This is a genomic window from Streptomyces sp. NPDC058291 (assembly GCF_042880855.1).
GTDB lineage: Bacteria > Actinomycetota > Actinomycetes > Streptomycetales > Streptomycetaceae > Streptomyces.
The window spans coordinates 1-15,787 of record NZ_JBHVYK010000130.1 but is presented as its reverse complement, the minus strand read 5'-3'; the positions used below and the strand labels follow the sequence as shown (position 1 = coordinate 15,787).

Here is a 15,787-nt window from a genome sequence, read left to right as displayed (position 1 = left end):
GCCTCGCCCCGGTCGCCGGACCTCGGCCGGCGGCCGGGTCCGGCGCCGGTCTCGGCGCCGGGTTCGGCCTGGCCGCCGCGGAGCCCGGGCGCGGCGCGCGGGCCGCCTGGCTCACTCGTCCAGTCCGAGCCGCCGGGGGGCGCCGTCGCGGTCGCCGTGCGCACGGCCACCGGCGGCAGTTCCTCCGTCTCCGCGTCGCCGACGACCGGCTCGGGCGTCAGGGGGATCGCCTCGTAGGCGTCGGCGTCCCCGGCCGGCTCGGTCAGTTCGGTCATCTCGCGGAACAGTTCCGCGAGGACGTCGGTGTTGCGCGGTCGCAGGACCCGGATGGGTTCCAGGACCGGTCGTTCATGCGGCTGTCCGGGTTCCTCCGGTGTCGGCACGCTCGTCTCCCTCCCGTGGGTCCCCCGGGAGAGATACGGGCCTGCGAGCCGCCGGGTTCAGCCGACGCCGCGCCCGCCGCCCCGCCCCACCGCACGCCTCGCCGTCCTCACCCGGCGAGGAAGCGGCGCAGGGAGCGGGTCGTCGCGGCGACGAAGGCGTCCCGACCGGCGTCGTCGAGGGCGTCCAGCGACAGGTAGGGGTTGAGGTCCTCCAGCTCCACCAGCAGCAGTTCTCCGTCGGGGGCGCGGCAGGCGTCGACGCGCTGGATGCCGTGCGCCAGGTCGTTCCAGTCGATGAAACGACGGGCGAACTCCAGATCGCGCACGGTGGGCTCGTACGGTTCGAGCTGCCAGCGGCGGTCCGGGTGCGGGGTGTGCAGGGCGTACTGGAAGTCGTGGTCGACGTAGGTGAAGGAGACCTCGTAGCGGAAGTCGACGCACGGCTGGACGAGCGTGGAGCCGTCGGCCAGGGTGGCAAGGGCGTCGGGGCCGACGATCCGCAGGCCCAGGGAGTCGGCGCCGAGCTTGGGCTTGACGACGTACCGGTCGGCCGCGGGCAGCAGGTGCAGGTCCTCGGGGCGGTCGACGGTGGGGATCACCGGGTAGCCCTCGGCGGTCAGGTCGACGAGGTACTGCTTGCCGACCATGTCGGCGCGGCCGGTGAGCGGGTTGTAGACGCGCACGTCTTCGCGCAGCGCCTGGTCGCGGAAGGCGTCGTACTCCCGCTGGTAGGCGAGGACCGGGCCGCTGTTGCGGACGACCACGCCGTCGAAGGCGTGCATCAGGGCGGCCGCGTCCAGCGGATGGCACAGGGCGAGGTCGAAGTCGGCGCGCAGCCGGGAGGCGAGGAAGACGTCCTCGTCGCCGTAGCGGCGCCCGCGCGCCTGGTAGCCCAGGTCGGTGACATAGAGGAGACGGGGGCGGGCGGCGGGCATACGGGACTCCTGAGGGCTGCGCGACGGTGCCGAAAGGTTACGTCAGGCGGCGACGGCGATCCGCGCGGGACCGCTGCGGCGGGCGGGACTCCTGCTCGGCGGTGGGCGAACGGGTCGTACGATGAAAGGACCGTCGTCTTCTCCCGAAGGGCTCGTCGACTCCCGTGACCACCGCAACACTTCTCGACGGCAAGGCCGCCGCGGCCGACATCAAGAGCGAACTCGCCCTGCGGGTGCAGGCGTTGAAGGAGCGCGGAGTCACTCCGGGGCTCGGCACCATTCTCGTCGGCGACGACGCGGGCAGCCGTTCCTACGTCGGCGGCAAGCACCGCGACTGTGCGCAGGTCGGCATCGCCTCCCTCCGGGTCGAGCTGCCCGCCGACGCTTCGCAGGCCGACGTCGAGGCCGCCGTGCTGCGTCTGAACGCCGACCCGGCGTGCACCGGCTTCATCGTGCAGCTCCCGCTGCCCGCCCACATCGACACCCACGCCGTGCTGGAGCTGATCGACCCGGTCAAGGACGCCGACGGCCTGCACCCGACGAACCTGGGCCGGCTGGTGCTGGGCATCCCCGGACCGCTGCCCTGCACCCCGCGCGGCATCATCGACCTGCTGCGCCGCAACCACGTGCCGATCACCGGCCAGCAGTTCTGCGTCATCGGGTGCGGGGTCACCGTGGGCCGTCCGCTGGGGCTCATGCTGACCCGCAGCACCGAGCACGCCACGGTCACCCTGTGCCACGAGGCCACCCAGGACACGGCCGCGCACGCTCGCGAGGCGGACGTGGTGGTGGCCGCGGCCGGGGTCGCCCACCTGGTCAGGCCCGACTGGATCAAGCCGGGCGCGACCGTGCTCTCCGTCGGCCTGACCCGCACGGTCGAAGGCATCCTCGGCGACGTGCACCCCGACGTGAGCGATGTCGCCGGCTCCTTCGCGCCCCCCATCGGCGGGGTGGGGCCCATGACCCGGGCGATGCTGCTGACCAACGTCGTCGAGGCCGCCGAGCGGATCTGACGCCGACGGACGCCGGACAGGCACTCGGTTCCCCGGCAAAGGGAACTGAGTGCCATGAGGTCGCTCAGGTGTTACGTTCCGTGCATGAGCGCCACTGACAAGGCGGAGGCCAAGCCGCCCATGCGGGACGCCCTGGTCGCGGCGGCCTTCCGGCTGTTCCTGGAGCGGGGCTACGAGCAGACCACCGTCGACGACATCGTGGCGCTCGCGGGGGTCGGCCGACGCTCGTTCTTCCGCTACTTCCCCTCGAAGGAGGACGTGGTCTTCCCCGACCACGAGCGGTGCCTGGCCGACATGACCGCTTTCCTCGCCAGGAGCGGGGCGGAGCACGAGCCGGTGCGACGCGTCTGCGACGCCGCCCGGCTGGTGCTGCTGATGTACGCGGAGAACCCCTCCTTCTCCGTGCAGCGCTACCGGCTCACCAAGCAGGTGCCGGGGCTGCGCGCGTACGAGCTGTCGGTGGTCTGGCGGTACGAGCGCGCCCTCGCCGAGTACCTGCGGGGCCGCTTCACCGGCCGCCGCGACGGCCACCTCCACGCCGACGTGATCGCGGCCGCGGTGGTCGCCGCCCACAACAACGCGCTGCGCTCCTGGCTGCGTTCGGACGGACGGGGCGAGGCGACCGCCACCCTGGACCACGCGCTCGGGTATGTGCAGTCGGCGTTCGGCTCGCCGCCGGCGCCCTCGGGCGACGAGCGGCCGGGAGACGCCGAGGACCGGCCGCGGGACACCGGGGACCGGCCGCGGGACACCGGGGACCGGCCGCGGGACGACTGGCCGTGGGGCGCCCGGCCGCGGGACGTCGCCGACCGGCCGGAGGACGTCGTCGTGATCGTGTCCCGACGCGGGGCGCCCCTGTGGCGGGTGGTGCAGGAGATCGAGACGGCTCTCGGGCGCGACTGACCCTGCGAGAAGCCGTTCATTTTCGGGGTACGCAGTGCCTTTACGCGTGGCACTGAGTGCCATACCCTGTGGGCGTGCACGGTGGCACGGTCGACCGGGCACGTCCGTGCACGGGTGAGCCGCGCACGTGGATTCCGGCCGAGTGCAGGGAGTTGACCCGCGTGTACCACCACTCAGGAAACGTCGTCCAGCAGGCCGCCGGCTCCGCGGCGGGCCTCCTCGACCGCGCGAGCGGCGAGCGCGTGAGCGCCGACGGCGACGCGATCCTCTTCCAGCGCTGCACCTGGTGCGGCACCGCCATGTACCACCGCCTCCTGTGTCCGGTCTGCCAGGGCAGCGACCTGTGCACGGAGCGCAGCGAGGGCGCCGGCACGGTGCGTCACGCCACCGTCGTGCACCGCAACACCCCCGCCGCGCGCAACGTGTCGCTCGTCGAGATGGCCGAGGGGTTCGTCGTCCGCGGCCGGGTCATGGGCCCGCTCATCGGCATCCACAGCGGCGACCGCGTCCGGCTGTCCACCGTCAAGGACCCCGTCCGGGGCGAGCCGGTCTTCCAACTCCTCGACGAGCCGTACCGGGCCTGGCACTAGAGCTTCGCGCCGCGTCGGGGCGGTGTCCGGATTCGTGTCCCGCTGCGGACCGAGTCCGCCGTCACAGACAACCCCCGGATCCGCTTTCACTTCCTTCGGAACCCGCGGGGCTCCCGGTACGGACGGGACCCCGGCGCTCCAGTGGTGAGGAGTGGACCTTGATCCGTGCCTGGCGAACAGGTGTCCCCGCCGTGGTCGCGCTCGCGGCCGCCGGGGGAGCCCGAGGAGTCCGTGCGTCTGACGCCGGCCGACGAGTTCGGCGAGCCGCGGCCGGGCGCCCCGACGACACCCGGACGGTCGTGGACGCGCCGTAGCGGACACCGCCCGCGCCGAGGACGCGGCGGCGCAGGAGCGCGAGGGCTCACCCGCGCTGAGGCGCAGAGGCGCCGAAAGGACGCAGGGCGCAGGAGACGGAGGGGGCGCGGACCGTGCGGTTCGGGCCCCCTGCGCGCGCTCAGAGCGTGATGCGGATCCCCACGGTCCCCTCCAGACCTCGACGCAGTCTGCTGCCGAACAGCGTGAGCCGTCCCACGACGCCGTACTTGCGGGCCAGCAGGGTGCGGTAGCGGGCGGTGGTCTGCGCGTCGCAGATCTCCGCGGTCGCCGGGACCTGTTCGCCGGTGGGGTGCCCGCGCACGTCGCACGGGCCGACGACGACGTCTGCGCGGGCCCGGATCCGCTTGACCTTCCACGCGTCGGCGGCCGACCAGGCCCCGAGCGCGTCCCCGTCGCGCACCACCCACACGGGGGTCGCCACCCCGGTGCCGTTCTTCCGGTAGCTGGTGATCAGCAGGTACTTGCCCGCGGCCAGCCGCTCGATCGCCTTCTCGTCCATGTCCGCAGTCTAGGCAGCGACCCCCTCACCACCTCGGGAGCCGCGGTTCGTAGTCCGGCCGGATCCGCCGCATGTGGCCGGTGTCGTCGCGCCGGCGCATCCCGGCTTCGAGGTGGCGGCGGTGCAGTCGGTCGAGGGCGTCGAGGTCGAGTTCCACGCCGAGGCCGGGCCCGGCCGGCACCGCGACCTCCCCGTCCCTCAGCTCCAGGACGCCGGGGACGATCACGTCATTTCACGTCCCTGAACGCCGGCCAAGCCACGAACGGCTTCCTCCGCATGTCAAGACATGACCGTCCCTCCTTCACGACAACCGCCGCCTGCCCAGCGCATGCGGCGGGGCGGCCGGTGAGGTGATCACTTCTGGTCTGAACGCTGGCGAGGCCCGGTGCGTATCCAGGGTGAGGGCGCTCAACGACCGGAGAGCCCCGCGGTGTTGAGGCCGCGCATTCAGGGTTTCGGGAGCCATGCATGAGGCACGTACGACGACGGACCGTCCGGCGAGTGACCCGGCTGGCGGCGGTCGGCGGACTCCTCCTGGGAGGGGCCATGGTCACGCAGGCGGCCATGGCGAGCGAGCCGCCCGCCGCGAAGGCGACGCCGCGCAGCGCCGCCGAGTCCGTGGTCACCAATCCGGGGGCGGCCCTCGTCGAGAAGCTCGGCGCCGCACGCACCGCGGGCACCTGGATCGCCGCCGACGGTCGGCCGGTGGTCGCGGTCACCGACGCCGGAACGGCCGACACGGTCCGGGCGGCGGGCGTCGAGGCGAAGATCGTCCCGCACAGCATGAACGAGCTCAAGTCGGCCACGGCGACCCTGCGGTCGGCGCCCAGGGTGCCCGGCACGGCCTGGGTGATGGACTACCGGACGAACCAGGTCGTCGTGCAGGCCGACAAGACCGTGTCGGCCTCCGACTGGTCGCGGCTGACGGACACCGCCGCCGGGATCGGCAGCTTCGTGCGCATGGAGCGCACCGCCGGCGAGTTCACCACCCGGATCAACGGCGCGCAGCCCATCCTGTCGACCGGCGGACGCTGTTCGGCCGGCTTCAACGTGACGAACGGGACGAACGACTTCATCCTCACCGCCGGGCACTGCGGGCCGACCGGCTCGACCTGGTTCGCCGACAACCAGGCCCGGCGGCAGGTGGGCCAGACCGTCAACTCCAACTTTCCCGGCAGCGACTTCTCGCTGGTGCAGTACGCGAGCGGCAAGGCCGGCGACGGCGCCGACGTGGTGGCGATCGGCAACGGCAACGGGGTGCGCATCACGGGCACGGCCGAAGCGGCCGTGGGGCAGCGGGTGTTCCGCAGCGGCAGCACCAGCGGGCTGCACGACGGTCAGGTCACCGGCCTGGACGCCACGGTGAACTACCCGGAGGGCACGGTCAGCGGGCTCATCGAGACGAACGTGTGCGCCGAACCGGGCGACAGCGGCGGGCCGATGTTCTCCGAGGGCGTCGCGCTCGGCGTCACCTCGGGCGGCAGCGGCGACTGCACGACGGGCGGCACGACGTTCTTCCAGCCGGTCACGAAGGCGCTGGCCCAGCTCGGCGTTCAGCTGATCGTGGCCGCCCCCTCCGACAACGCCCAGAGCGGCAAGCAGGCGTCCTCCGCCGGGCCCGCGCCGTCGTCCTCCCCCACGCAGGCGGCGATCGCTCCGGGCTCGGTCTCCCCGGGCTCGACGACGCCGGTGACGGGCGTCGGCGGCGAGGTGTCCCTGGCGGCACGGCTCACCGACCCGAGGAACGTCGGCCCCGGGCTGCTGGTGATCGCGGGGAGCATGGTCGCCCTGGTGGCGACCCGGTACTTCCGCGCCGAGCAGGACCGCAAGGCTTACCAGCGTCACTACTCGGCGACCTGGGGGTGACACCGTCCGAGTCCCGGCCGAGGCGGGGAGGAGCGGGGCCGACGGGCCGAGGAGGACGGCCGGGGCAGTGCGAGGAGGAGGGCCGTACGCCCGGGATCTCCCGGGACGCGGTCGCGAGGCGGGAGCCGCGCGGCCGGTCGGCGGCCGGGCCGTCGACCGGTCCGGCCGTCAGGCCGCTTCGGCGGACTGCGGAGCGGCGGCCCACTCCAGGACGAGCCGCTGGTACTCCGCGCGCTGCTCGACGCTCAGTGTCCCGCCCGACCGGAACCACAGGGCCCGGATCTCCTCGTTGACCTCGGCCGCCGATCGCTCGGAGCGCGTTTCAACAGTGGTGGACATGGTGTGAATCTTAGGGCGTCGGGCGTGAAGGCCAGGTGAGTCATCCCGAATAAACAGGACATATCGGACGTGTTACTGATCACGTCCATCTGTCAACCCCTTGAGCACACTTCATCCGGAAGCATCAGTGCGCACCGCGCACTCATCGGCCCCGCGCTCGGGACGTTCACCCCTGCGCCGCCCCCAGCACCAGGACCTGGATCGCCAGCACCGCGGCCCCGCGGGCCCAGTCGTGGAAGTCGGACACCTTCGTCTCCAGCGCGACAGGGGCCGCCAGCGGATGCCGGTGCGCGCGGATGGCCGCCTCCACCGTCGCACCGCCGACGTCCATCAGGCCGACCCCCTCCCCGGCCAGCAGGATCTTCTCCGGCATGACGAAGTTGGCGATCTGCGCGACCAGCACCCCGAGCGCGCGGGCCGCCTCGTCCACGACCCGGGCGGGCATCGGCTCCCCGGCGGCGGCCCGGGCGAGGATCTCCTCGTAGCTCCACGTGCGCCCGGTGGCCGCCTGGACCTGGTAGCGGATGCTGGGGACCGTCAGCAGCGACACCGCGCTGCCGCGCTCCCCGTCCGGGGTGAGCGGGCCGCCGGGGTCCAGGATCCAGTGCCGCCCGAACCCGCGGTCCTCCTCCGCGCACGGAACCCGCCGGCCGGCCAGGACCAGCCCGTAGCCGATGCCGGCGCCGATGGTGAGGACCACGAAACGGTCGAGGCCGCGGCCGGCGCCGAACCACGTCTCGGACTCCACCAGCGCGGCCACGTCGTTCTCGACGACGACCGGCAGCCCGGTGCGCTCCCCGACCAGAGCGGCCAGCGGGACGTCCCGCCACCCCAGGAACGGCGAGTCCCCCACGACCGCGCGGTCCCGGACGAGCCCGCCGACGCCGATGCCGACGCCCGCGAGACGCGGGTGGGCGCGGGCCAGCTCGTCGGCCATCTCCCCCAGCACGCCGACGACCCCGGCGGGATCGAGCGAGGCGAGCGGGCGGTCGTGGCGGGCGATCACCTCGCTCCTGAGGGTGGTGACGACGCCGTACACCATGTCATCGGTGATCTTGAAGCCGATGAACGAGCGGGACTCGGCGACCACGTCGAGCGGCTGCGAGGGGCGGCCCTGCCGGGTTTCGGCCGCGAGGCCGGCCTCGGGCGCCTCGACCAGCAGACCGGACTCGATCAGCGGCTTGGTCAGCCGGGTGAGACTGCCCGCGGACAGACTCAGCCGCCGCGACAGCTCGGTGCGCGAGAGCGGTCCATGGAGGAGCACCTCGATCGCGACGGAGCGCTCCCCCGCGCTCAGCGGCAGCCAGCTGGCGGTGTCCGTGGTCACAAGGTCACACTCCCACCCGTTTTTCTTTTGGAACGAAACTATTCAGATCACTATAGGTGCCACCGGGCCGATGAGAAGTCATGGCGTCCCACCCCTTGACGCCTGGATTATTTCGCCTCAAAAGTAAGTGGCCGGGATCGAGCCACCGCCTGGACCGGACGGGCAGCCGAGCCGGCAGCCGGCCAACAGCCGGACCAACCCGATTCTCGACCAGTGAAGGGCACGCTCCCCATGACGTTCTCCCTCGGCATCGTCGGCGCCGGACAGTTCTCCGGCCAGTTCGCCAGGCTGTTCCTGGCCCACCCCGGCGTCGGCGACGTGTACGTCACCGACCTGCTCCCCGAACGGGCCGAGCGACTCGCCGCGTCCGAAGGCCTCACGGGCGTCCTCCCGTCGTACGAGGCCATGCTGGAGTCGGACGCGGTGGACGCGGTCGCCGTCTTCACCCAGCGCTGGACGCACGGGCCGCTGGTCCTCCAAGGGCTGAACGCCGGCAAGCACGTGTACTCCGCCGTGCCCATGGCGATCACCGTGGAGGAGATCGCGGCGATCATCGACGCGGTCAGGGCGACCGGGCTGACGTACATGATGGGCGAGACCAGCCAGTACAACCCGGCGACCGTGCACGCCCGCAACCAGATCGCCGAGGGCGCCTTCGGGCGGATCTTCTACGCCGAGGGCGACTACGTCCACGACATGGATCTGGGGTTCTACGACGCGTACCGCTACAGCGGCGGCGAGGGCTGGAAGACGACCGCCAGCTATCCCCCGCTGCTCTACCCGACGCACTCGGTGGGCGGGGTGCTGGGCGCCTGGCGCACGCACGCGGTGAGCGTGTCGGCCATCGGCGTCGTCGACGAGCGCGGGGACGGCGTCTTCGACAAGGAGGTCAGCCGGTTCGACAACGACTTCTCGAACGCCACCGCGCTGTTCGAGGTGGCGGGCGGCGGGTCGTTCCGCACCAACGAGTTCCGGCGGGTGGGCTACCCCTCGCACATCCGGGAGTCCCGCTTCCGCTTCTTCGGCACGGAGGCGAGCATGGAACAGCTCGCGACGGTGGCGCTGTGGCAGGACAAGAAGGGCGTGCAGGACATCAGCGAACTGCTGGAGCCCAAGCCGACGATGTCCGCCGACGACCCGTCGCTGCGGCACGTCGCGCCCGAGTTGCGGGCCGCCTTCACCTCGGGCTCGGCGCCGGTGCACGACCGCTCACGGCTGCCGCGGGAGTTCGACGAGCTGCACAACGGCCACGAGGGCAGCCATCACTTCCTGGTGGACGACTTCGTCACCGCGGTGAACGGCCGCACGCTGCCGTCCGTCAACGCCTGGGTCGCGGCCCGCTACACGCTGCCGGGCGTCGTCGCGCACGAGTCCGCGAGACAGGGAGGCGCACGGCTGGACATCCCGGACTTCGGGGACGCCCCGAAGGCGTGACGCCCGGGACGCCGGGCGCCCGGGCCGTCTCCGGGGCGCGAGCGGTCTCAGGTGCCCGGCTTGCGGCCGTACACGAAGACGTCGTCGCCGTTCTTCAGCAGGGACCAGTACTTCTTGGCGGTCGTCGACGTCATGTTGACGCAGCCGTGGGAGCCCGGCGGGTTCCACATGCTCAGGCCGACCGAGTGGAACGCCTGGCCGCCGTCGAAGAACTGGCTGTAGGGCATGGACACGTTGTAGATGGTCGATACGTGGTTGATGTGGCGCCAGTAGATCTTCTTCAGACCGGTGCGCGTCTCGTACCCGTCGCGCCCGGTGCGCACGGGGACGGGCCCGTAGACGAGCCTGCTGCCGTCCTGGATCCAGCTGATCTGCAGGGTGAGGTTGACGCAGGCGATGCGGCCCTTGTTCGTCGGGCAGGCGCCGGACTTGTTGGGCTTGTTGCCGACCGCCTTCTGCTTGTTCATCAGGTCCATCACGCCCCAGGTGACGGGCCCGGCGTAGCCGATGTTCGGGGTGATGCCGTGCTTGTTCTGGAAGGCCCGGACGGCGCTGCAGTCGGCGCTCGACTGCCTGCCGTCCACGGGCCGGCCGAGGAACTTCTCCACCTGCTTCTGGTACGGCCCGGCCTGCGTCGTACAGCTCGCCGCCTGCGCCGGCGCCGCGCCCAGCGCGAGCGTCAGCGGCGCGATGAGTCCGGTGACCCCCAGCGCGACGACCCCTCGTCCGCGTATGTCCCCCATGGCTGCCCTCTCCCTGGCACGTCGTGTCGATCTCACAGTGGTAGACCGCTTGGCGCGGGCCGCGGTTGTACCGGACGACAGGCTGTGACGAAACGGTGAACTTCGCCGCCCGTCGGCCCGCCCGCCCTGCGCCCGCCGGGCAGCCTACGGCCGGCCGCCGCGGCCGTCACCGCCGGGGCGGTCATAGCGGTGTGCGGGCGAAAGGCTCAGCGGTAGCCGGTGGTGTCCGCCGGCTTTCCGGCGTCCTGGACCTCGACCAGATAGCGCCAGGCGTCCGGGCGGCTCCCGTCGAGGTCGGTGAAACCGTACTCGCGGGCGAGGCCGCCGCTGGAGAGGGAGTGTCCGTTGAACCGGGCGACGCCGGGGTCGGCGGCGAGGGCGGCGACGGCCCGGCCGACGTAGCGGGGCGTCTCGGAGATGGCGAAGTGGGGCACACGGTCGAGGGCGTCACGCCAGTTGTCCTCGCGGACGCCGAACCGGTCGAGCATCAACTCCGAGCGCAGCCAGCCGGGGGTGAGCGCGACGGCGGTCGCCTGACGGGGTCCCATCTCATGGGCCAGGGCGAACGCCATGCGCAGGACGGACGTCTTGGCGAGGTCGTAGAAGAGGTTCACGCGGTAGGTGTCGCGGTTGTACTCGGCGGTGCCGTCGGTCGTCTCGACGACCAGCCCGCCCGGCCGGCGCAGCAACAGCGGGAGCGCGTGGTGGCTGGTGACGAGATGGGTCTCGACGGCGAGCCGCAGCAGCCGCAGCCCGTTGTCGAGGTCGTGCTCCCAGACGGGGGTGTCCCACTGGAAGAGGTCCTCGCCGCCCCAGACGTCGTTGACGAGGACGTCGAGGCGGTCCTGTTCCCGCGCGATGCGGTCGACGAGGGCGCGGACCAGGGCGGGTTCGAGGTGGTCGGTGGGGACGGCGATGCCGCGGCCCCCCGCCTCGGTGACCAGGTCGGCGGTGTCCTCGATCGTCTCGGGGCGGTCGTACTCGGAGCGCCGTTCGCGGGTGGTGCGCCCGGTGACGTACACGGTGGCGCCGGCCGCCCCCAGCTCCACGGCGATGCCTCGTCCCGCGCCCCGGGTGGCCCCCGCCACCAGTGCGACCTTGCCTTGCAGCGGCCCAGACATGTCCGGCCTCCCTGTTCCCGTGTCCTCGCGGCAGTGGCGTCGCCTCGATGGTCCAGGGAATGCCGGACATCTTCTGTCGCCTTTCGGCGGCTCTCACCCGGCCGGGTCGCAGCCGTGCCGTGCGCCCGGCTCAGTGCCCCCGGGCGATCCACTCCTCCAGGTGGGGCGCCTCGGCCCCGATGGTGGTCGCGTCCCCGTGCCCGGTCAGCACCTTCGTCTCGGGCGGCAGGGCGAGCAGCCGGTCCCTGATGGACGTGATGATCGTCGGGAAGTGGGAGTAGGAGCGGCCGGTGGCGCCGGGGCCGCCCTGGAAGAGGGTGTCGCCGGTGAACAGCACCCCGAGCCCGGGGTCGTACAGGCACACGGCGCCGGGCGCGTGCCCGGGCGTGTGCAGGACGGTGAGGTCGGCGCCGGCGGCCTCGATGACCTGGCCGTCGACGAGGTGGGCGTCGGGGTCGCGGTCGGGGTGGGTGAGCTTCCACAGCGGGAGGTCGTCGGGGTGCAGCCAGATCGTCGCACCCGTGAGGTCCGCGAGGGCGGGGGCCGCGCCGACGTGGTCGTTGTGGGCGTGGGTGCACACGATGGCGGTCAGCCGCCGGTCGCCGACGGCCTCGGCGATGGCGGTGGCGTCATGGGCGGCGTCGATGACGACGGCCTCGTGGTCGTCGCCGACGATCCACACGTTGTTGTCCACGTCCCAGGCGCCGCCGTCGAGCCGGAACTGCCCCGAGGTGACGAGACGTTCGATGCGCGCGGCCATCAGAGCACCACCACGGAACGCAGGACGTCACCGTGGTGCATCCGCTCGAACGCCTTCTCCACCTGGTCGAGTTCGATCGTCTCGGTCACGAACGCGCCCAGGTCCAGGCGGCCCTGCAGATGCAGGTCGATGAGCATGGGGAAGTCGCGGGAGGGCAGACAGTCGCCGTACCAGGACGACTTCAGCGCGCCGCCGCGTCCGAACACGTCCAGCAGCGGCAGTTCGAGCTTCATCTCGGGGGTGGGCACGCCGACCAGGACGACCGTGCCGGCCAGGTCGCGGGCGTGGAAAGCCTGTTGGTACGTCTCCGGGCGGCCGACGGCCTCGATCACCACGTCCGCGCCGAACCCGCCGGTCAGCTCCCGGATCGCCTCGACGGCGTCGGTGGCCCTGGAGTTCACGGTGTGCGTGGCGCCCATGGCGCGCGCCGTCTCCAGCTTGCGGTCGTCGATGTCGACGGCGATGATCTTCGCCGCGCCGGCCAGCCGGGACCCCGCGATCGCCGCGTCGCCGACTCCGCCGCAGCCGATCACCGCAACCGAGTCGCCGCGGCCGACGTTGCCGGTGTTGATCGCGGCACCGATGCCCGCCATGACACCGCAGCCCAGCAGGCCGGCCACCGCGGGCGACACCGACGCGTCGACCTTCGTGCACTGCCCGGCCGCCACCAGCGTCTTCTCCGCGAAAGCGCCGATGCCGAGGGCCGGGGACAGCTCGGTGCCGTCGGTGAGGGTCATCCGCTGCTCGGCGTTGTGGGTGTCGAAGCAGTACCAGGGGCGCCCGCGCCGACAGGCCCGGCACCGCCCGCACACGGCCCGCCAGTTCAGGATCACGAAGTCGCCCGGCGCGACGTCCACGACGCCCTCGCCGACCGACTCCACCACACCCGCCGCCTCATGCCCGAGCAGGAAGGGGAACTCGTCGTTGATCCCGCCCTGCTTGTAGTGCAGGTCGGTGTGACAGACCCCGCAGGCCTGGATCTTCACCACGGCCTCGCCCGGACCGGGATCCGGGATCACGATCGTCTCCACGCGCACCGGTTCGTCGCGACCCGGCGCGATCACCCCGCGCACTTCCTGCGGCATGCTGCTGCCCCTTTCGTCGGCGGTCATCGTCCCGGTGCCGACCCTACGCGTGACTGATCGGTAAGGGCACGGGCGACGGGGCCGTCCGGCGGCCCGAACCCGCGCGCGCCGGCCGCCGACGTAGCCTGGAGGCTCTCCCCGAACCCTCCGAGGAGCCCCCTGACCATCGCCCCGACCGCCGGCGACCGGCCCCCGTGGCGGCTGCTGGTCGACTATGTGCGGCCGCATCGCCGCGCCCTCCTCGCCGGCGCGGCGCTCTCGCTCGTGACCGGGGCCACCGGGCTCCTGCTGCCGCTCGTGGCAAGGGAGTTGATCGACGACCTGGGTCATGACCGGTCGATCGCCGGCGCGTTGCTCGCCCTGACGGCCCTGGTCGTGGCCAACTCGGCGGTGGGAGCCGTGGGTTCGTACGTGTTGCGGCGGACGGCCGAGTCGGTGGTGCTGAGGGGGCGGCGCGCGCCGTCGTCGTATCTGCCGCGGCTGCGGATCACGGCGGTGGACCGCAGCGAGCCCGGCGATCTGATGGCCCGCATCACCTCCGCCACGACGCTGCTGCGCGAGGTCACCACCGACTCCCTCGCCGACGTCCGTTTCCGCTACGCCGACGACCTGCCCCCCGTCCACCACGGCGTGACGTTCGCCGTGCCGGCCCGGGGCATGACCGCGTTCGTCGGACCCTCGGGCGCGGGCAAGACCACGGTGTTCTCGCTCATCGAGCGGTTCTACGAGCCCGAGTCCGGCACGATCGCCCTGGACGGGCGCGACCTCGCCGAGTGGGAACTGTCGCATCTGCGCTCCTGCATCGGCTACGTGGAGCAGGACGCTCCCGTCCTGTCGGGCTCGCTGCGCGACAACCTCGTACTGGGAAACGCCGAGACGGACGACGACACCGTGCGCGCCGTGCTGAAGACGACCCGGCTGGACGAGCTCGTCGCCAGGCTGCCACAGGGGCTGGAGACGCTGGTCGGGCACCGCGGCACCAGGCTGTCCGGCGGAGAGCGGCTGGGGGTGCCCCCAGGCCGTTGAGGCACTGGGGGAGGGTGGCCATCGCCCGCGCCCTGCTGCGCCGCCCCCGGCTGCTGTTGCTGGACGAGGCCACCTCCCAGCTGGACGCCGTGAACGAGGCGGCGCTGCGCGACACCGCCGCCGACGTCGCCCGCACGACGACCGTCCTGGTGGTCGCCCACCGGTTGTCGACGGTCACGACGGCCGACCGGATCGTCGTCATGGACGCAGGACGGGTGTGCGCGGTGGGCACGCACCGCGAGCTGGTGGCGGGCGTCCCGCTCTACGCGGAGCTCGCGGCGACCCAGTTTTTCGCGACGGTCGACCGAGCCGGTCGGGCGTGCTCGCTCCGGACGGCGTCCGGGCCGGACCGCGGGGCCGATGGGCGGGGTGCACGGGTGCGGGGGCCGCCCGGTGGTCCGGACGGCCCCCGCGGGGACGGATCGCGACGCTCAGGTCAGCAGCCCGGTGACCGGGGCGACGAGGTCGGTGACCTGGTGCAGTGCGTTCAGCTGCTGCAGCTGGGTCACCTTGTTCAGCTCGCCGAGCTGCCGGGAGAGCGGGGGGAGTTCGGCCCGGTGCTCCGCCGGGATCTGGTCCGCGACCAGCGTGTCCAGCGTGGTCATCGGGTTGAGCTGTCCGGCGGCCGGGGCGTCGGCCGCGCTCGCCATGGGCGCCGCGAGACCCGCGACCCCGGCGGCGAGAGCGGCGATTGCGGCGATGCGTCGAGTGGAGATCATGTCCTCAGCAACGCCGTGGACGCCCCGCGGGACACGGGCGGCGGCCCGCGCTCACTCGACAGGCGGAGGAGGGCGGCCCCGCTTGCCGAGTCCGGCGGGCGGGAGGAGCCTCGAAGGTGAGGGTCCGGCGGCCCCTCCTCCCGTCGGGTCGCGGCCCTCGGAGGAGGTCACCATGGGCACCGCGGCAGGCTCCGCCTTCGACACCGAGACCCTGCGCAGGGGCATAGAAGGACGGACCCCGACGACATTGCTGTCGCTCTACGCCGACGACGCGGAGGTGCGTGTCGTCGACCACCAGGCGCAACCGAGCCGGCCCAGGACGTTGCACGGCCGGGACGAGATCGCCCAGATGCTCGACGACGTCTACAGCCGGGACATGACCCACAAGTTGGAGGAGTGCGTCGTCCAGGGCGATCGCGCCGCCTACAGCGAGTCCTGTCGGTACGCGGACGGCGTGCGCGTGCTCTCCGAGTCGATGATCACGCTGCGGGACGGCAAGATCGTCGAGCAGACGATGATCCAGGCATGGGACGAGTAGGGAGGAAGACCGCGAGGGTCCAGGTCACCTCACGGCTGACCTGGACCTTCTCGGCGACGGCTCGGCTGGGACGGTCGCGTGCGGGCCCTTCCCGGCTGCCGGCGCCGGCTTCGTCGGCGGGCCGGCGCGTCCGCGTCGCCCTGCTGCGGAACGGGTGGGCGGGGCCGCGC

16 protein-coding genes and 3 pseudogenes are annotated in these 15,787 nt (G+C 72.5%); 8 read left to right on the top strand and 11 right to left on the bottom strand.

All coding sequences use genetic code 11. The features are described 5' to 3' along the window. Window positions 1-383, bottom strand: a pseudogene (locus tag ACFVYK_RS36100) (peptidoglycan-binding protein); the annotation flags it as partial. 107 nt (window positions 384-490) lie between these two features. After that, a complete protein-coding gene (locus ACFVYK_RS36095) occupies window positions 491-1,318 on the bottom strand; it encodes a hypothetical protein (RefSeq protein WP_389780968.1) in 828 nt (275 codons plus the stop codon). A gap of 164 nt (window positions 1,319-1,482) precedes the next feature. Here ACFVYK_RS36095 and ACFVYK_RS36090 point away from each other — a divergent pair, with 164 nt between their 5' ends. From ACFVYK_RS36090 to ACFVYK_RS36080, 3 genes are all read left to right on the top strand, one after another. Further along, complete coding sequence (locus ACFVYK_RS36090) at window positions 1,483-2,331, top strand: bifunctional methylenetetrahydrofolate dehydrogenase/methenyltetrahydrofolate cyclohydrolase (protein ID WP_389780967.1); 849 nt, start codon at window positions 1,483-1,485, stop codon at window positions 2,329-2,331. 120 nt (window positions 2,332-2,451) lie between these two features. Further along, the gene (locus tag ACFVYK_RS36085; RefSeq protein WP_389780970.1) at window positions 2,452-3,234 is read left to right on the top strand and encodes a TetR family transcriptional regulator; all 783 of its coding nucleotides are present in this window, start codon (window positions 2,452-2,454) and stop codon (window positions 3,232-3,234) included. 161 nt (window positions 3,235-3,395) lie between these two features. Next, window positions 3,396-3,824 (top strand): Zn-ribbon domain-containing OB-fold protein, encoded by a 429-nt coding sequence (locus tag ACFVYK_RS36080; RefSeq protein ID WP_389780966.1) that lies wholly within the window; start codon window positions 3,396-3,398, stop codon window positions 3,822-3,824. Window positions 3,825-4,278: 454 nt separating this feature from the next. Here the strand turns inward: ACFVYK_RS36080 and ACFVYK_RS36075 are convergent, their stop codons facing one another. Both ACFVYK_RS36075 and ACFVYK_RS36070 read right to left on the bottom strand, forming a co-directional pair. Next, the gene (locus tag ACFVYK_RS36075) at window positions 4,279-4,659 is read right to left on the bottom strand and encodes a PPOX class F420-dependent oxidoreductase (protein ID WP_389780965.1); all 381 of its coding nucleotides are present in this window, start codon (window positions 4,657-4,659) and stop codon (window positions 4,279-4,281) included. 25 nt (window positions 4,660-4,684) lie between these two features. Next, window positions 4,685-4,891: pseudogene (locus tag ACFVYK_RS36070) on the bottom strand (glucarate dehydratase); the annotation flags it as partial. A 236-nt stretch (window positions 4,892-5,127) separates the two neighbouring features. Between ACFVYK_RS36070 and ACFVYK_RS36065 the strand changes: the two are divergent. After that, complete coding sequence (locus ACFVYK_RS36065; protein WP_389780964.1) at window positions 5,128-6,525, top strand: S1 family peptidase; 1,398 nt, start codon at window positions 5,128-5,130, stop codon at window positions 6,523-6,525. Window positions 6,526-6,693: 168 nt separating this feature from the next. Here the strand turns inward: ACFVYK_RS36065 and ACFVYK_RS36060 are convergent, their stop codons facing one another. Further along, the gene (locus ACFVYK_RS36060; protein ID WP_389780963.1) at window positions 6,694-6,864 is read right to left on the bottom strand and encodes a hypothetical protein; all 171 of its coding nucleotides are present in this window, start codon (window positions 6,862-6,864) and stop codon (window positions 6,694-6,696) included. 166 nt (window positions 6,865-7,030) lie between these two features. Beyond that, the gene (locus ACFVYK_RS36055; protein ID WP_389780962.1) at window positions 7,031-8,191 is read right to left on the bottom strand and encodes an ROK family protein; all 1,161 of its coding nucleotides are present in this window, start codon (window positions 8,189-8,191) and stop codon (window positions 7,031-7,033) included. 231 nt (window positions 8,192-8,422) lie between these two features. On the opposite strand from ACFVYK_RS36055, the gene ACFVYK_RS36050 reads away from it, so the two are divergent. Beyond that, window positions 8,423-9,625 carry a Gfo/Idh/MocA family protein gene (locus ACFVYK_RS36050; protein WP_389780969.1) on the top strand — a complete coding sequence of 401 codons (1,203 nt, stop codon included), beginning with the start codon at window positions 8,423-8,425 and terminating at the stop codon, window positions 9,623-9,625. 47 nt (window positions 9,626-9,672) lie between these two features. Here ACFVYK_RS36050 and ACFVYK_RS36045 read toward each other — a convergent pair whose 3' ends face one another. The 4 genes from ACFVYK_RS36045 to ACFVYK_RS36030 form a co-directional block, all read right to left on the bottom strand. Next, on the bottom strand, window positions 9,673-10,368 hold the full coding sequence (locus ACFVYK_RS36045; RefSeq protein WP_389780961.1) for a L,D-transpeptidase family protein: 696 nt from the start codon (window positions 10,366-10,368) through the stop codon (window positions 9,673-9,675). Window positions 10,369-10,574: 206 nt separating this feature from the next. After that, entirely contained in the window at window positions 10,575-11,489 is a 915-nt protein-coding gene (locus tag ACFVYK_RS36040) for an SDR family oxidoreductase (protein ID WP_389780960.1), read from the bottom strand. 130 nt (window positions 11,490-11,619) lie between these two features. Further along, window positions 11,620-12,249 carry an MBL fold metallo-hydrolase gene (locus ACFVYK_RS36035; protein ID WP_389780959.1) on the bottom strand — a complete coding sequence of 210 codons (630 nt, stop codon included), beginning with the start codon at window positions 12,247-12,249 and terminating at the stop codon, window positions 11,620-11,622. Further along, window positions 12,249-13,334: an S-(hydroxymethyl)mycothiol dehydrogenase gene (locus tag ACFVYK_RS36030; protein ID WP_389780958.1), complete on the bottom strand. Its 1,086-nt coding sequence runs from the start codon at window positions 13,332-13,334 to the stop codon at window positions 12,249-12,251. The genes ACFVYK_RS36035 and ACFVYK_RS36030 overlap by 1 nt, the downstream gene beginning before the upstream one ends. A gap of 159 nt (window positions 13,335-13,493) precedes the next feature. Here ACFVYK_RS36030 and ACFVYK_RS36025 point away from each other — a divergent pair. Next, window positions 13,494-14,665, top strand: a pseudogene (locus ACFVYK_RS36025) (ATP-binding cassette domain-containing protein); the annotation flags it as partial. 126 nt (window positions 14,666-14,791) lie between these two features. On the opposite strand, the gene ACFVYK_RS36020 reads toward ACFVYK_RS36025, so the two are convergent. Then, complete coding sequence (locus ACFVYK_RS36020; RefSeq protein ID WP_389780957.1) at window positions 14,792-15,079, bottom strand: hypothetical protein; 288 nt, start codon at window positions 15,077-15,079, stop codon at window positions 14,792-14,794. Between the two features lie 172 nt (window positions 15,080-15,251). Between ACFVYK_RS36020 and ACFVYK_RS36015 the strand changes: the two genes are divergently transcribed. Beyond that, the gene (locus tag ACFVYK_RS36015) at window positions 15,252-15,617 is read left to right on the top strand and encodes a nuclear transport factor 2 family protein (RefSeq protein WP_389780956.1); all 366 of its coding nucleotides are present in this window, start codon (window positions 15,252-15,254) and stop codon (window positions 15,615-15,617) included. Further along, window positions 15,605-15,787: hypothetical protein (locus ACFVYK_RS36010; protein WP_389780955.1), on the top strand; the 183-nt coding region annotated here is incomplete at its 3' end. The genes ACFVYK_RS36015 and ACFVYK_RS36010, both read left to right, overlap by 13 nt.